At 63.3% G+C, this 14941-nt stretch carries 14 protein-coding genes; 8 read left to right on the top strand and 6 right to left on the bottom strand.

Annotated features, from left to right (window positions below; translation table 11 throughout):
* Positions 1–11 precede the first annotated feature (11 nt).
* Positions 12–800, bottom strand: coding sequence for a PspA/IM30 family protein (locus tag JOE60_RS12040; protein WP_167263213.1), 789 nt, complete (start codon positions 798–800; stop codon positions 12–14).
* 103 nt (positions 801–903) lie between these two features.
* Positions 904–2958: a TPM domain-containing protein gene (locus JOE60_RS12035; protein ID WP_204814919.1), complete on the bottom strand. Its 2055-nt coding sequence runs from the start codon at positions 2956–2958 to the stop codon at positions 904–906.
* A gap of 321 nt (positions 2959–3279) precedes the next feature.
* Between JOE60_RS12035 and JOE60_RS12030 the strand changes: the two genes are divergently transcribed.
* The 6 genes from JOE60_RS12030 to JOE60_RS12005 all read left to right on the top strand — a co-directional run bounded on the left by JOE60_RS12030 (position 3280) and on the right by JOE60_RS12005 (position 9870).
* Positions 3280–5055, top strand: a complete 1776-nt coding sequence (locus JOE60_RS12030) for a trypsin-like peptidase domain-containing protein (RefSeq protein WP_167263209.1) — start codon at positions 3280–3282, stop codon at positions 5053–5055.
* Between the two features lie 239 nt (positions 5056–5294).
* Entirely contained in the window at positions 5295–6098 is an 804-nt protein-coding gene (locus tag JOE60_RS12025) for an electron transfer flavoprotein subunit beta/FixA family protein (protein WP_167263207.1), read from the top strand.
* 13 nt (positions 6099–6111) lie between these two features.
* Positions 6112–7065: an electron transfer flavoprotein subunit alpha/FixB family protein gene (locus tag JOE60_RS12020; RefSeq protein ID WP_167263205.1), complete on the top strand. Its 954-nt coding sequence runs from the start codon at positions 6112–6114 to the stop codon at positions 7063–7065.
* Positions 7066–7070: 5 nt separating this feature from the next.
* Positions 7071–7850, top strand: coding sequence for a PIG-L deacetylase family protein (locus JOE60_RS12015; RefSeq protein WP_167263203.1), 780 nt, complete (start codon positions 7071–7073; stop codon positions 7848–7850).
* Positions 7851–7924: 74 nt separating this feature from the next.
* On the top strand, positions 7925–8470 hold the full coding sequence (locus JOE60_RS12010; RefSeq protein ID WP_167263201.1) for a gluconokinase: 546 nt from the start codon (positions 7925–7927) through the stop codon (positions 8468–8470).
* On the top strand, positions 8467–9870 hold the full coding sequence (locus JOE60_RS12005) for a GntT/GntP/DsdX family permease (protein ID WP_167263199.1): 1404 nt from the start codon (positions 8467–8469) through the stop codon (positions 9868–9870). The genes JOE60_RS12010 and JOE60_RS12005 overlap by 4 nt, the downstream gene beginning before the upstream one ends.
* 104 nt (positions 9871–9974) lie before the next feature.
* Here the strand turns inward: JOE60_RS12005 and JOE60_RS12000 are convergent, their stop codons facing one another.
* The 4 genes from JOE60_RS12000 to JOE60_RS11985 all read right to left on the bottom strand — a co-directional run bounded on the left by JOE60_RS12000 (position 9975) and on the right by JOE60_RS11985 (position 13066).
* Positions 9975–10820, bottom strand: a complete 846-nt coding sequence (locus JOE60_RS12000) for an anti-sigma factor (protein ID WP_167263197.1) — start codon at positions 10818–10820, stop codon at positions 9975–9977.
* On the bottom strand, positions 10813–11490 hold the full coding sequence (gene sigK / locus JOE60_RS11995; protein WP_390905128.1) for an ECF RNA polymerase sigma factor SigK: 678 nt from the start codon (positions 11488–11490) through the stop codon (positions 10813–10815). Before sigK ends, JOE60_RS12000 begins: the two co-directional genes overlap by 8 nt.
* 122 nt (positions 11491–11612) lie before the next feature.
* Entirely contained in the window at positions 11613–12080 is a 468-nt protein-coding gene (locus JOE60_RS11990) for a tRNA (cytidine(34)-2'-O)-methyltransferase (RefSeq protein ID WP_167263193.1), read from the bottom strand.
* 41 nt (positions 12081–12121) lie between these two features.
* Complete coding sequence (locus JOE60_RS11985; protein ID WP_167263191.1) at positions 12122–13066, bottom strand: J domain-containing protein; 945 nt, start codon at positions 13064–13066, stop codon at positions 12122–12124.
* 139 nt (positions 13067–13205) lie between these two features.
* Between JOE60_RS11985 and JOE60_RS11980 the strand changes: the two genes are divergently transcribed.
* Both JOE60_RS11980 and JOE60_RS11975 read left to right on the top strand, forming a co-directional pair.
* A complete protein-coding gene (locus tag JOE60_RS11980) occupies positions 13206–14150 on the top strand; it encodes a diacylglycerol/lipid kinase family protein (protein ID WP_167263189.1) in 945 nt (314 codons plus the stop codon).
* A 62-nt stretch (positions 14151–14212) separates the two neighbouring features.
* The gene (locus JOE60_RS11975) at positions 14213–14902 is read left to right on the top strand and encodes a hypothetical protein (RefSeq protein ID WP_167263187.1); all 690 of its coding nucleotides are present in this window, start codon (positions 14213–14215) and stop codon (positions 14900–14902) included.
* Positions 14903–14941: the final 39 nt, after the last annotated feature.

Below are 14941 nucleotides of genomic sequence, written 5' to 3'. Positions count from 1 at the left end.
TTGGTTACAGCTTAGAGCTTGTCGAAATCGGCTTCGTCAATAGTGGAACCTTGTGATGCCGGGGCCCCTGCGCCGATGGCAGGCTTGGACCCACCGGACTTGAGAGCCGCCAAGCGTGCCTCAATTTCGGTCTGCTCTCCAAGGTCTTCCAGCTGGTTGAACTGTGCGTCCAAGCTGGAGCTGGCAAGTTCCTGCTGGCCAAGCACCTTGGCTTCTTCGCGGCGGATCTTCTCTTCGAAGCGTCCAACCTCGCTGGTGGGGTCCATGATGTCGATGCTCTTGAGGGCATCGTGAACCTGGGACTGCGCGGCGGCGGTCTTGGAGCGTGCCACCAGTTCGTTGCGCTTGGCGGTGAGCTGGTTCAGCTTGTTCTTCATCTGGTCAAGACCGGTCTTGAGCTTGTCCACAACTTCGGTCTGCGAAGCAATGCTGGGCTCTGCCGTACGTGCTTCAGACTCTGCAGTCATCTGGCGCTGGATGGCGACCTTCGCGAGGTTGTCGAACTTCTGGGCGTCAGCTGCATTTCCTGAGGTACGGTACTCGTCTGCCTTGCGCGAGGCGGCCAGGGCCTTGTTGCCCCAGTCCTGCGCATTCTTGATGTCCTCGTTGTAATCGGCCTGCAGCATACGGAGGTTGCCGATGGTCTGCGCCACTGCCGACTCCGCCTCGGCAATGTTGTTCGTGTAGTCGCGGACCATCTGGTCCAGCATCTTCTGCGGATCCTCGGCCTGGTCCAGCAACGCATTGATGTTGGCCTTGGCGAGCTGCGAGATCCTGCCGAAAATGGACTGCTTAACCATGGTGTTGCCTTTCGTCCTGCTCAGTGGTTCCACTGAAGTCAGTGATCAGATGTTGTACCGCTTCTATGTGGGGGATTGGACCCACTTAGTCTTCTTGAACTCTCTAGAAGCTACCGGAGTCGCCGCCACCGAAGTCGCCGCCTCCGCCGCCACCAAAGTCGCCACCTCCGGAGTCGCCGCCGAAGAATCCTCCGCCGCCGCCGTCGCTGTGGCCGCCGCCCCATCCGCCGCTTCCTCCGTTGAGGATCGAGTTGATGAGGATGCCGCCCAGGATGGCGCCACCCAGGCCTCCACCACCACCGCCGCCGCCGAACATGCCACCGCGGCTGTAGCCCTGGTCAGCGTGACCGAACTGGTCCACATCCGACTGGGCGAGTTGCGCCGCCTGTGCGGCCAGCTGGTGTGCTTGCTGGGCGTAGGTCAAAGCAGTCACCGGGTCATTGCGGGAGATGGACAACGAATAGTCCAGGTTGCGTTGTGCTTCGGCAAGACGGGTGCGGGCCTCAGTACCTACGCCGCCGCGCCGCGCGGTGATGTAATCCGACGTCGCGCTGATCTGGGACTGGGCAGCCATGATGGTCTGCTGGAGCGAAGCCTGCGCACGTCGGGCCTGTTCCTGCTGGTCACGGATGCCGGAAAGCGACTGATCCAAGGCCTGGTGGGCCGACTCAACACGGCTGAGCGTGGCGATCGGATCGATCTTGCCGCCCTGAATCTCCGTCTTTACTTGGGCCAGCGCCGACTCGACACCGGCCACGGGGCCGGCAAGCTCGGGGTGCGCTCCGGACTGGATCATGGCCCTGGCCTGGGCCAGGTCCTGGCTGGTCTCAGCGACAGCCCCCTCAAGGGAATTGCGGGCTTCGTCCAGGCTCCCAGCGGTCTTGGTGATGGCGTCGATGAGGACATTGGTCTGGTGAAGGCTCTCCTCCGCTGCACGGACAGCCACCGCAGCGAGGCTGTTCTCGCCGACGGACAGCTTTTCCTGTGCCGCGTTGGCAGCATTCTGGACGAAGGCCAGCCGTTCCTTCGCTTGAAGGATATTGTCCGACACCTGGGTGAGGGCTGATTCGGCGTACTTCTCCCGAAGGCCCTGCAGTGACTGTTCGGCATTGGCAATCCGTGAGTCAGCCTCACGCGCGCCGGTGTTCACGGCGGCGAGGGCCTGGGGAGCGTTCTTCTCCAACTCGCGAAGGGAATCGAAGTCGGCCTTCTGATCCCGGAGTGAGGCCAGGGCGGCCTCGGATCGGCGAATGATCTCGCCGAGCCATGTGCGCTGCTGTTCCTCTGTGTCGGGAAGGTGGTCGTCGAGTTGCTGCTGAAGCTTGAAGGATTCCGTCATGTGGGCCTTTGCTTCTTCCAATGCCTTGGAGAAGTTGCCAATGGCGGAGTCGCCGTACTGGGCCTGGGCGAACCCCAGTTCCTGTTCGCTGGACTTGATGGCGTCGTCAGCTTCGATCAACAGCGAACCGCTCTTCTGGCGGAGTTCGGGGATGCTCAAACCGGCAAGGGGGTCGAGCTGCTCGCCCTGGGGTCCGTAGCTGGCGCTGACGGCCTGGTTGCCGTTCTTCTTGCGACGGTTTCGCAGGTACAGGTATGTTCCGGCGCCACCAGCGGCGACGACACCGACTCCCACCAGCACGCCTGCACCGGCGTTGCCGCTGGGCACGGTGCCGCTGCCACCGCCTGCGGCATCACCGATGGCCGCAGCGGTATCGATCGCTGCCTGGGCGTAGTCCTTCTTGCCTCCGGCCAGGTTCGGTACCACGGCATTCTGTGCGATGGCGGATTGCTTGGAATAAATGCCGCTGCCGGAGTTCAGGGCGAAGTTGTACTGGCCGGCCGTGGAGATCGCCAGAATGGCGTCCGGCTTGCCCATGCCCCGGTTGTCGGCCACAGCCTTGGTCCAAGCCTTGGGGTCAGAAGGATTGGTGAACGAGTCCACCGTCACGACGTACAAGTTGTACTTGTGGTCCTTGAGTGTCTTTTGAATGGCGTCCTGAACTTCGCCCTTGCGGCTACCCAGGACATTGGCGTCGTCGACGATGTTCTGCCCGGATGGAATCGTCACGGGATCGGCAGCAAAAGCTGCGCCGGCCGGTAGGGCCAACACTCCAGCCACGCCGATGACAGCGAGTACGCGTTTAACTATTGACCGCATGTGCAACCCTTCAGCACGTCTGCGACTGGAACAAGGCGTACCAATCGTCACAGGATGCTCAGCGCCCCCACGCATGGTGTAAAGCCGCAGGTCGCTGTGGCAATTCCTCTTGATTCTATGGTGCACCCCATTGGCCGTCCACCGCCGCGAATATGCCACCAGCGAAATATGGGAGAGAGATGCCCTCCCCGTCCGTTATTCGGCCTTTCTGGCCCGGTCTGCATGGAACGTAGCATCTTTCAGGAAGCTCCCAGCGAACGTCATCGTTTGTTCCAGTTACGGGGTACATAGTTAGTGAAGACGAGGACGAAAGGAAGACCCATGACGGAGAACCCAGAGCAGGGCAAGGCCCCCGAGAACCGCGAGCCATCAGAGCCGCAGTCGGTGGCCGGCAGCAGCGACAACGCCCAGCAGCACGCGGCCTGGCCGTCAGGGCAGACGCAGCCGGACCACGGCGCAGGCCATGAGGCTGAAGCGAACCCGGCGAGCGAATCACACCAGGCTCCGGAGGCCAACACCGCCCCGCATGCCACGAGCCCACTTCCTGCCTTCCAGCCGCCTACAGCGCAACAGCCCCACGCAGCGCAACAGCCCTACGCCGCGCAGCAGCCTTACGCAGCGCAGCAGCCGCAGCAAGGCTATCCCAATGCCGCCGGACATGACGGCGGACAGCGCCCCACGTACCCTCAGCGCCAGCCGTTCTACGGCTCCGGCAACGGACCCCAGCAGGGCAATAATCCGCAGCACAGCAATCCGCAGCACGGCAGCGAAGCCCCGCACGGGAACGCGTCCCAGTTCGCTGCAACCCCGAACCAGCCCCTGTACCAGCAGGCAGCGGGCGGCCAGCACGTCTCCGGCCAACATGTCCCCGGCCAGCCGTCGTCGGTTGCAACAAAGAAGAAGCCGGCGTTTGGTGTTGGGACGCTTGTTGCCAGCATGCTCGCGGCAGGTTTGATTGGCGGCGGCGTTGTTGCCGGCAGCAACGCGCTGTGGGATAACCCGTCACCGGTGGCGGCCAGCGGAAACCAGTCCAGCACCGTCATTGTGAACAACAAGGATGACGTCAACGCCATCACTGCTGCTGCGGCCAAGGCATCGCCCAGCGTGGTCACCATCAAGGCGACCAGCGGGAATGAAGGGGGCACGGGCTCGGGAATCATCCTCGATGACCAGGGCCACATCCTCACCAACACCCACGTGGTCACCCTGGATGGTGCTACTTCCAGCGCGGCAATTGAAGTCAGGACCAGCGATGGCAAGGTCCTCAAGGCCACGGTGGTGGGAACGGATCCATTGTCCGATCTCGCCGTGATCAAGGTGGAGAACGCTTCCGGCCTGGTTCCGGCCACGCTGGGTGACTCGTCCAAGATCAACGTGGGGGACACCGCCGTCGCCATTGGCTCCCCGTTGGGACTCACGGGCACCGTGACGGACGGAATTGTCTCCACCCTTAACCGCACCATCAGCGTGGCGTCCTCGGCAGCACCCAAGGAGGGCACCGACAGCTCCCAGGGTGGGGACCAGGGCTTCCAGTTCGCGCCCCCCAACGGCAGCCAAAGCCAGAGCACGGCCAATGAAGGCTCCATAGCCATCAATGTGATCCAGACCGACGCCGCAATCAACCCGGGCAACTCGGGCGGTGCCCTGGTCAACAACAAGGGCGAGATCATCGGCGTCAACGTGGCAATCGCCTCCGCCGGCAGCGGCACGTCGGATTCGTCCAGCGGCAACATCGGCGTGGGCTTCAGTATCCCCATCAACCACGCCAAGCGCGTGGCCCAGGAGATCATCGATACCGGCAAGGCCAGCCACGGACAGTTCGGAGTGTCCGTCCGGGCCAAGTCCTCCACGGGCAGTGACTCCGGGTTCTCCGTGGGAGCCGAGGTCGCTTCGGTGACCAGTGGCTCAGCTGCTGCCAAGGCCGGAATCAAAACAGGCGATGTTGTCACCAAGTTCGGCGACTACACCGTCAGCGATCCCAACCAGTTGACCGCCGCAGTGCGGGAGCAGCCGGCGGGCGCCAAGGTCAAGGTTTCCCTTGTCCGCGGCGGCCAGACCCAAGAGGTTGAGGTTACGTTGGACGCAGCCCAGCAGTAGGGGCTCACGCCAGGGTTACGCATGGATGGATGTCCGACGACGGCCGGCACCTGCGGGTGCGGGCCGTCGTCGTGCGTTTCCCTGCGGGACGCAGAAACGGAGCTTAACGCTGGGAGTGGTTTTTGGCAGGCAATATGCTTAGCTAGGACGAGCCCACGCGCTGGGCAATTCACGGCCACGCTGCTGCGGTTGGCCGTCCACAAGCATGGAAGGCTGCTTCGAAGACAGTGGAAGAGACATTGAAGATTGTCGTTCTGGTCAAGCACGTCCCTGACGCGCAGTTTGACCGGCACATCACGGGCCCTGACAACACAACCGACCGCGATGAGAGCATCCTGTCCGAACTGGACGAATACGCTTTGGAAGCGGCGCTGCAGCTCACGGAAGAGCGCGGCGGTCCCAAGGCCGGTAACGAGGTCATTGCCTTGAGCATGGGCCCGTCCGGTGCGGTCAACGCGGTGAAGAAGTCGCTTCAGATCGGTGCTTCCTCCGGTGTTCACCTCAGTGATGACGCCCTGGCGGGATCCGACGCCGCTGCCACTTCCCTGGCCTTGGCTGAAGCCATCCGGCACATCTCCGCCGATGGCCGTCCTGTTGACCTGGTGGTGACCGGAATGGCGTCCACTGACGGCGAGACGTCCCTGGTTCCTGCCCAGTTGGCCGAGCGGTTGGCCCTCCCGCAGGTGACTTTCGCTTCCGCCTTGGAGGTCTCGGGAAACAAGGTCACTGCACGCCGCGACGCCGGACACTACTCGGAAACCATTGAGGCGCAGTTGCCTGCCGTTGTGTCGGTCACGGACCAGATCAATGAGCCTAGGTACCCGAATTTCAAGGGCATCCTTGCCGCCAAGAAGAAGAAGATCGTCTCCCTGTCGCTTGCTGACATAGGCCTTGACGCTTCCCAGGTGGGACTGGCCGGTTCCTGGACCGTGGTGGAGTCCGCCGAGGAGCGCCCGCCGCGGACCGCAGGCACCATCATTACCGACGAAGGAGATGCCGGCATCAAGCTGGTCGACTTCCTGGCCGCACAGAAGCTGCTCTAAGGGGATCCCAACCATGGCAAATGCACTTGTTTTCATTGACAACCCCGGGGCAGCCCTGAAGAAGAGCAGCCTTGAGCTCCTGACGATCGCCCGCTCGCTGGGGGAGACCGCCGTCGTGGTTTCCGGCGAGTTGAACGACGACGTCGCCGCAACCTTGGGTGCCTATGGCGCCACGGCCATCTACCGGCCGTCGCTGACCACCCTGGATGAGTACCTGGTGGCTCCGAAGGCCGCGTTCATTGCCTCTGCCGTAGCAGCCGCGGGCGCAACGGCAGTGTTGCTGGACAACTCTCCCGAAGGCAAGGAAATCGCAGCCCGGCTGGGCATCCGGCTTTCTGCAGGTGTGATCACCGATGTGGTGGGTGTTGACGCCGATGGAACGGCCCACAAGTCCGTCCTGGCGGGTTCGTACACCACCAAGGCAAAGGCCACCACGCCGGTGACCGTTCTTTCCGTCAAGGCCAACAACGTTGAGCCGGAGGAAGCCTCGGTGCCCGCTGCTCCTGCTGCCGTCACCGTGGAGGTCCCGGCCGAGGCCCTGTCCGTCTCGGCGCGCGTCGCGGCACGGGCGGAGAAGCCCGTCAGCGGCAGGCCGGACCTGAGCGAAGCGCGCATCGTGGTGGCCGGAGGCCGTGGCGTGGACGGTGACTTTGGACCGCTGGAAGAACTTGCCGACGCTTTGGGTGCCGCTGTTGGCGCATCCCGTGCTGCGACGGACGCGGGCTGGATTGGCCACGACGCACAGGTAGGCCAGACCGGTGTCACCGTGTCACCGCAGCTTTACATCTCGGCCGGCATCTCCGGAGCGATCCAGCAAAAGGCCGGAATGCAGACGTCCAAGGTGATTGTTGCCATCAACAAAGATGCAGAGTCACCGGTCTTCGAAATTGCGGACTATGGCATCGTAGGTGACCTCTTCACGGTGCTCCCGCAGGCAACGGCAGAAATCAAGAAGCGAAAGGCCTGACCCTTTTGAGTACTGGCACTGCGTCAGCAAAGAGCCCGTTCGACGCCTCCACGGAGCGCGTCGAGCGGGTGCTTTGTTTTACCGCCCACCCCGATGACATTGACTTTGGCGCCGCGGGAACCATCGCGGCCTGGACTGCAGCCGGCGTGCAGGTGATCTACTGCATCATGACCGACGGCGACGCGGGGGGCTTCGATCCTGCGGACCGGGACAAGATCACTGAACTGCGCGCTGGCGAACAACAGCGTGCGGCAGCCATGGTGGGTGTCCATGACATCCACTACCTGCACGAGCGCGACGGATACCTTGAACCGTCACACAGTGTCATCAAGAAGGTGGTGAAGCTGATCCGTGAGGTCAGGCCGGACATTGTGCTCACCATGCACCCGGAGCGGAACTGGGACCGCTTGCAAAAGAGCCACCCGGACCACCTTGCGGCGGGCGAAATTGTGACGCGCGCGGTGTATCCAGCCGTCGAGAATCCTTTCGCGTATCCGGAGCTGGCAGAGGCCGGCCTGGAGGCCTACAAGCTGCCATGGCTCTGGTTCATCACCAGTCCCGATGCCAGGGAAAACCATTTTGTGGATGTTTCCTGCCATGTTGATGCAAAGCTGGAAGCCATCAGGGTCCACGCCAGCCAGCACCCCGACCTTGAGGCCATGGAACGCGTGGTCAGGACACTGATGTGCCGCAACGCAGAGCGCGGTGGCCTGCCGGCGGGGGCCAGTGCTGAAGCCTTCCATGTTGTCCCGGTGAACGGACCGAGCACCATCGCAGGCTTTTGACATTGCCGTGGTGTTACCCGTGTCATATGCTTGACCTCGGTTAAATCATATTTATTCGAGGAAGGCAGACTTTGATGGCGAAGACTGCGCAACAACCCGTACTGGTGATCATGGGCGTGTCCGGATCAGGAAAATCCACGGTGGCCGGTGTACTTGCCGGCAAGCTCGGCTGGGATCTGGCGGAGGGCGACGACCTCCACCCGGAAGCCAACGTGGCAAAAATGCAGGCAGGGCAGGCCCTTACCGACGAGGATCGCTGGCCGTGGTTGGACATCATTGCGGGGTGGATCAAGGACCACACCGCCGCCGGCGTCCCGGCCATCATCACGTGCTCCGCGCTGAAGCGGAAGTACCGGGATGTCCTCCGGGCCGAAGGGGTGGTGTTCGTCTTCCTGCAGGGGAGCAAGGACAAAATTTCGGACCGCCTGGCGTCCCGGCACGGACATTTCATGCCCCCGTCCCTGCTCGAATCCCAGTTCGATGCCTTGGAAGAGCCCACAGCGGACGAAGACCACATTTCACTGTGTGTTTCCGCATCGCCCGCCGAAGAAGCTGATGAAGTCATTGAGCGCCTAGGCCTGGAGGCTGTTGGCGCAGGATCCGGGAGCACCGCCCCGTGATCACGGCGGAAACCACGGCGCAGGTCCAGGAATGGACTGCGCATGACACCCAACTGCTGGTGGTGGCGGCCCTGGGGATCGCCCTCATTGTTATCCTCATTGCCAAGCTCAAGCTCCACCCTTTCCTGGCCCTGGTGCTTGGCTCTGCCTTTGTGGGACTCGCTTCAGGGGTGGAGTTCGGCAAGGTCATCACCAACTTTGAAGACGGTGTGGGCGGCGTCCTGAAGGAGGTCGGCCTGCTCATTGCCCTGGGTGCCATGCTCGGGAAGTTGCTGGCTGACTCCGGAGGTGCCAACAGGGTGGTGGACACCCTCTTGGCGAAAGCCAGCGGCAACAAGCTGGTGTGGATGATGACGCTGGTGGCCGTCATCATCGGTTTGCCGATGTTCTTTGAAATCGGGCTGGTTCTGTTGCTGCCTGTGATTGTGCTGGTCACCCAGCGCTCACAGATGAAGCTGATGCGGATCGCCATACCGGCACTGGCTGGACTTTCCGTGCTGCACGGACTGGTTCCCCCGCACCCCGGGCCGTTGATCGCCATCAGTGCCGTCAAGGCCGAACTGGGCACCACCTTGGGCCTGGGCATCCTGGTGGCCATCCCGACAGTAATCATCTGTGGTCCACTGTTTTCCCGGCTGGCGGCCCGCTGGGTGCCCGTGGATGCTCCGGCAGTGGCGGGTGGCGTGGATACACGTCACGCAGCTGACCTCAGCGAGGTCAAGCGCCAGCCGTCATTCCTGGTGACCCTGCTGACCATCATTTTCCCCGTGGTGCTGATGCTGCTGAAGGCACTGGGCGGCATCATCTGGCCCGATGCGGCCACGGCCCCCGGTATCCGGATTTTCTTCGACTTTGTGGGACAGCCGCTGGTGGCCATGACCTTGGCCGTGCTCCTGGCCATGGTGAGCTTCGGTTACGCAGTTGGTTTCACGAGCAGCAAAATCACAGCCAAACTCGGAGAAAGCCTGGGTCCCATCGCGGCCATCCTCCTGATTGTCGGCGCCGGCGGCGGATTCAAGCAGACGCTGATTGGGGCGGGCGTTGGAGATGCCGTCAAGAAGTGGGCTGAGGGTGCCAACATGTCCGTGTTGGTGCTGGGCTTCATTGTTGCCGTCGCGTTGCGTCTGGCAACCGGTTCCGCCACCGTGGCCACGGTGACGGCAGCGGGCATTGTGGCGCCGCTGGCCAGCAGCCTGAGCCCCACCCACGCGGCGTTGCTGGCCCTGGCAATCGGCGCTGGTTCGCTGTTCCTCTCCCACGTCAATGACGCGGGATTCTGGTTGGTCAAGGAACTCTTTGGCCTCACCGTGGGGGAGACGTTCAAGACCTGGTCCGTCATGGAGACCTTGATCTCGGTGGTCGGCTTCGGGTTTGTCATGCTGCTGTCGCTGGTCTTATAGCCCAACCTCCGGTGGTGTAACCCAGGAGATTCGCAGGAAAAAGGTCGACGGCGGCCGTCCCACCCAAGGTGGGACGGCCGCCGTCGTGAGTTTATTTCTGGAGATCAGGCAGACAGTGCCACTACCACCACGGGGGCGGTGGTGGGTGCCGTGGATCCGCCAGCAGGTTCAACCGTGATGGCAACCGATGATGCGGTGGACAAGCCCTTCACCACTGCAGGCTTGGAAAGGGCCTCAGCATCCATGGTGCCTTGGGAAACGGGGGCCGATCCGTCCTTGGGCAATGTCCACAACTGGTAGACCTTGCCATCGGGGGCCGGTGAAACGCCGTTCATCAGGACCACGAAGGAGTCTTTGGCGGAGGAAGCCGAGATGGTCGCCGTGCCACCACCGGGAACATCAGCGGACTGCTTCTGCACATCCTGTGCCTGCAGCACCTGGTTCACGGGATCGTTTTGCCCGGAGACGTAAGTTCCCACTCCTATCCCACCTACCGCTATCACTGCGGCTGCGGCTACACCCACGAGCCACTTGCGGGCGCCACCACTCCGGCGCTCCTCACGTTTGGCCCTGGCAGCAGCCAGCTCATCCACCACCGGAGCGTCAGTAGCAGGAGCCACAGCCGTGGCTTCAGGCATCGCAGCAGGCGGTGCTGCGGCGGCGTCGTTGTTGATGCGGTCCATGATGTTTCCGAGAAGTCCGGCGGGCGGTTCTTCTTCGAGCGCAAATCCAACAGCCAGGGTCTCCCGGGCCTGGCGCACGCGTTTCTGGAACTCGGGGCCCTCCGGGGCGGTGAGGACGAATTGGTCGATCAGGGCCCGTTCCTCGTCGCTGACAGCGTTCAGCGCGTAAAGTTCGGCCAGTTCAAGGACACGGCCCTCAGCGAGATCAGTTTCGATGTCGTTGGCAAACATTCTGCGGATAAAACCTCCACCAGTGTTTTCACTCATAGGATCCCACCCCCAGGCAGGTTTTCAGACGAAGGAGTCCATCGCGGATGCGGGACTTGATGGTTGGGATGGCTGCACCCAACTGTTCGGCGACCTCCCGGTAGGTCAGGCCACCGTAGTAAGCGAGACGGACGGATTCGCGCTGGGTGTCGGTCAAAGTGGCCAGGCACCGTCCCACGGCCTCAGCCTCTAAGTTACTGTCCGCTTCCTCCGCAACGAGGTCGCGGTCCGGATCCTGGCTGGCCGCACCATATTTGGCTTCGCGGTCGGTAGCGGCCTGGACAGCCCGTACACGGTCAATGGCTCGGCGGTGGGCGATGGTCATCAGCCATGCCAGCGGCGTTCCGGCAGCCCGGTCAAACTTTGCAGCGCCCTGCCACACCTGAAGGTAAACCTCCTGGGTAGCGTCTTCGCTGAGGTCGGGGTCGATCAGGACCCGCTTGGCCATGCCGAAGACACGGCGGGACGTCAGGCTGTAGAACTCGGCAAATGCCTGCTGGTTTCCCGCGGCAACAAGCTCGAGGAGACCGGTCAACTGCGCATTCAAGTCCGGCGCAGTTCCGGTGTCCTCCACAACCTGGTGGGCGGGTCTGTTCGGAGTTTCCATTACTTTCCAGCATATGTGGTTGCGTTCAATTACCGCAGACCGGGGAGGCAGTGTCCCGGACATTGTGCCGTAAGGGCGCGCCATGAACCCAGCTAGCTTCACGCTCACTGTGGCTCCTTCCCGACTTATCACCTCAGGGTTTTTCCCTGCAACAGGTATTCGGTCCTGCGGAACCCTTGGATGGGTCAAACCTTGGCGCCGGCAAAACCGTTCTGCCGCCAGGCCTCAAAGACAGCGATGGAAGCGGCGTTGGCCAGATTCAGGGACCGCAGCGAAGGCAACATGGGCAGACGTACCCGGGCCGTGACGTGCGGGTCCTCTTTGAGCCACGCGGGCAGCCCCACGGACTCGGGTCCGAACATCAGGACATCCCCCTCGCGGTAACTGACATCCGTGTAGGAAGTCTCCCCATCGGCCGTGAAGGCAAATACACGCTGCGGCTCAAGGGCGGACCAAGCGGCGTCGATGTCCTTATGGACCGTGACGACCGCAAGGTCATGGTAATCCAGGCCGGCGCGCCGGAGTTTGGCGTCGGAGAAATCGAAACCGAGGGGTTCCACCAAGTGAAGCTCAGCTCCTGTGATGGCCGCCAAGCGGATGGCATTCCCAGTGTTGCCGGGAATTTCTGGTGTATGGAAGAGGATGCGAAACACCCCTCCATCTTATCCAGTCCGGAGCCCTGCCCTCCCGGAGACTAATGCATTCCGCGCAGGAGGCGTGCCAGGACCGGGACCACCACTGTGTTGGGCGCAGGCCCGGAGGTCAAGAATTGCTTCAGGCCCCTGACCAGGCCAGCCCCATTGACCACTTCGATTGTTCCGCTGCCGGACTGGCCCCTTCCGTACTGATCGATCACCGGCTCGTGAAGGTTGCCGTCCGGGCCGTGGAGGACAACCCATCCGGTGACGTTAAGTTCAGGGAAGATGTCCTGCATGTGGCGGACAATCTCTGCCAGCTGCGGAGGAGCCACGGACCGGCCGCCGTGCCGCAACGAGTGGCCGTCCCAGGCGTAAGCCCCCTTGGGCAGCAACATGGAGCCCACCAAGGCCAGCCGATACCCGGACAGGACCGCGTGGTCTATGTGGCTGTTGTCCGAAGGGGAGCGGAGACCGTTGATGAGCCGGGCCGCGGGGATGGTGGACAACACCTGGCGGCTGATCAGCTGCACCGTGCGCATTTCGCGCTGGATGCGTGCTTCCGCGCCAAAGATGCCCCGTTTGCGCGGCAAGCCATGGACCTGCTGTGTGGCCTCCGCCAAGGAGATCAGCGGCACTTCCTGTGGGTCGTCGAAGGGCGGGACATAGACGGCCGGATCCCCTGCAGTGTTGCGCTGGGACTGGGGTCGCTTGACGTTGGCAGACGCCGCCGGGCCCGGAGCGGTGCTGCCCGTGTAGTCGCCGGGCCGCGGTTGGCTGACACCGGTCGCTCCGCTGGCGTACCTGCGGTCATACTCTGCCCGTCGCTGCGGGTCTATCAATGTCTCATAGGCCAGGGTCACCCGCCGGAACACTTCCGCCTCACCGCCGTGGTCCGGGTGTGCTTTCCGGGCGGCCTTACGGTAGGCCACTTTGATCTCCTTGTCCGTGGCAGTCACGGAAACGCGGAGAACCTGATAATGCGAACTGCTGCCCTCGGCCAAGCACGGGCCCTTCTCTTGGTGGCGGTCCGCTCCGGGGGAGGAGCGGTGGTGGCAAGTTTATCCAGCCATCGGTTCAACCATGGCTACTTGTTGAACGTTGGCACAGGGCAGCTGGGTTCCCGGCTGTCATAATTCAGCTGTGAACCAGCCAGAAACAGGGCCCTCATCCGGAGCGGCACGCAGGATCGTCCTGGCGGTGAACCCTGCCGCGGCCTTCGGACATCATCGCCGGAGGCGGGAAAGTGCCGGCCACCAGGCCGCCCGGTACTTCCGCGCCGCCGGCTGGGACGTCGTCGAGCTTCAGGCCGACAGCTACCGCAGCCTCCGGCAGCAGGTGGATGAGTGCCTTGCCGGTCCGGACGGAACTGCAGCACTGGTGGTGGTTGGCGGTGACGGGATGGTGAACCTGGGCGTTAATGCGCTGGCGGGGCTGGACGTGCCCTTGGGGATCGTCCCCAGCGGCACCGGCAACGATGTTGCCCGGATGCTCGGGCTGCCCCTGGATCACGTTGCCGGGGCCTGCGCGCGGATCGAGGCGGCCCTGGTTGGGGGTGGGCGGAAGATCGACGTCGGAATGGTCACCTGCCAAGGTGTGGACACCCGCTTCGCCGGCGTTCTATCCGCAGGGTTTGATGCCGCAGTCAACGAGCGCGCCAACACGTGGCGGTGGCCCAAAGGCAAGAACCGCTACAACCTGGCCATGCTCCGTGAACTGGTGTCCTTCCCGAGGATCCATTACACAGTGACAGCGGACGGCCGTGAATGGCGCCAGCCGGCCATCCTGATTTCGGTGGCGAACGGACAATCCATTGGCGGCGGGATGAAGATCACTCCCGATGCCCTGCCCGACGACGGTTGGCTGGACCTGTTCGTGGTGGAGCCCCTCTCCAGGCTCCGCTTCCTGGCGGTATTCCCCAAGGTGTTTGCCGGCAAGCACACCGGGCACCCGGCCGTGCGGATCAGTCGTGTCCGCGCAGTCCGGCTGGAGGCGGACGGTGTGGTGGCTTACGCCGACGGGGAGCGCGTGGGACCCCTGCCGATCGTGGTGCAGGCGGTGCCGGACAGCCTTCGCGTCCTCTGCTGACGGCCGGGAGGTTAGACTCGATCGCGGCGGCAGCCTGCAGATCAACGGAAGTGGGGGCGAGGGTGACAATCAATGTCCGACGGCGGATGGCCGGGTTCGCGACCATGGGCGCCATCGGCTTCGCCGCTACCGGATTCGTCCTTTCCTCCTGCAGCGTCAACGTGCCGGACCCCACCGCACCCAAGCCTTCCCCCTCAGTGTCAACGTTGGCTACCCCCACCATTACGCCGGGCCATGACGCTGCGGCGGTGGCTGCCAAAGACCTGCCGCTCAGTGCCGGCGGCACCTTGGCGCCGGGGGACCCCGTCACGGTGGCTACCCGCTTGGAGGAGATCCCCGGCTGGTCCGTGGTTCATTCCGGCCTTCAGGGCGAAGTGCGTTACAAGAAAACCGATGGGTGCCTCCTCAACGTCAGGGTCAGCGTCAACCAGGGCCCGTTGGTAACCAAGGGTGATGACACTGCCTCCACCCAGGAGCTGTTCCACTACCTGGACGCCGGCATCAGCCCCGAAACCCTGAAACCTGCCACCCTCCGTTGGGGCCAGGACACGGATAAACCCCCGCGCGCTGTGGAGTTCCTGTCCTTGACCTCGCCTGCGGCTTCCGGCGGGACTGCGTCCCTGGTGCTTGCCAGGCTGTTCAGCGCGCCCCAATCTTCCGTCTATATTTCCCTGGCGTGCCCCACTGATGCGGCTCTGGCAGCGGCCCGGTTGGACCTGGACGCCAAGCTCGCCATCGTGCCCCAGTCCTAGGGGAACTGCCGGCTGGTGCTGCCCCCCGGTAGACCCGGC

Source organism: Paenarthrobacter ilicis (assembly GCF_016907545.1).
In the GTDB taxonomy this organism is placed as follows: domain Bacteria; phylum Actinomycetota; class Actinomycetes; order Actinomycetales; family Micrococcaceae; genus Arthrobacter; species Arthrobacter ilicis.
Note: the sequence above shows the minus strand (reverse complement) of the source record. Positions and strands in the feature narration are given on the sequence as shown.

Excerpts from the sequence above, each read along its gene's own strand:
- JOE60_RS12040 (WP_167263213.1), bottom strand. The coding sequence starts at position 800 with ATGGTTAAGCAGTCCATTTTCGGCAGGATCTCGCAGCTCGCCAAGGCC.
- JOE60_RS12035 (WP_204814919.1), bottom strand. The coding sequence starts at position 2,958 with ATGCGGTCAATAGTTAAACGCGTACTCGCTGTCATCGGCGTGGCTGGA.
- JOE60_RS12030 (WP_167263209.1), top strand. The coding sequence starts at position 3,280 with ATGACGGAGAACCCAGAGCAGGGCAAGGCCCCCGAGAACCGCGAGCCA.
- JOE60_RS12020 (WP_167263205.1), top strand. The coding sequence starts at position 6,112 with ATGGCAAATGCACTTGTTTTCATTGACAACCCCGGGGCAGCCCTGAAG.
- JOE60_RS12010 (WP_167263201.1), top strand. The coding sequence starts at position 7,925 with ATGGCGAAGACTGCGCAACAACCCGTACTGGTGATCATGGGCGTGTCC.
- JOE60_RS12000 (WP_167263197.1), bottom strand. The coding sequence starts at position 10,820 with ATGAGTGAAAACACTGGTGGAGGTTTTATCCGCAGAATGTTTGCCAAC.
- sigK (WP_390905128.1), bottom strand. The coding sequence starts at position 11,490 with ATGTCCGGGACACTGCCTCCCCGGTCTGCGGTAATTGAACGCAACCAC.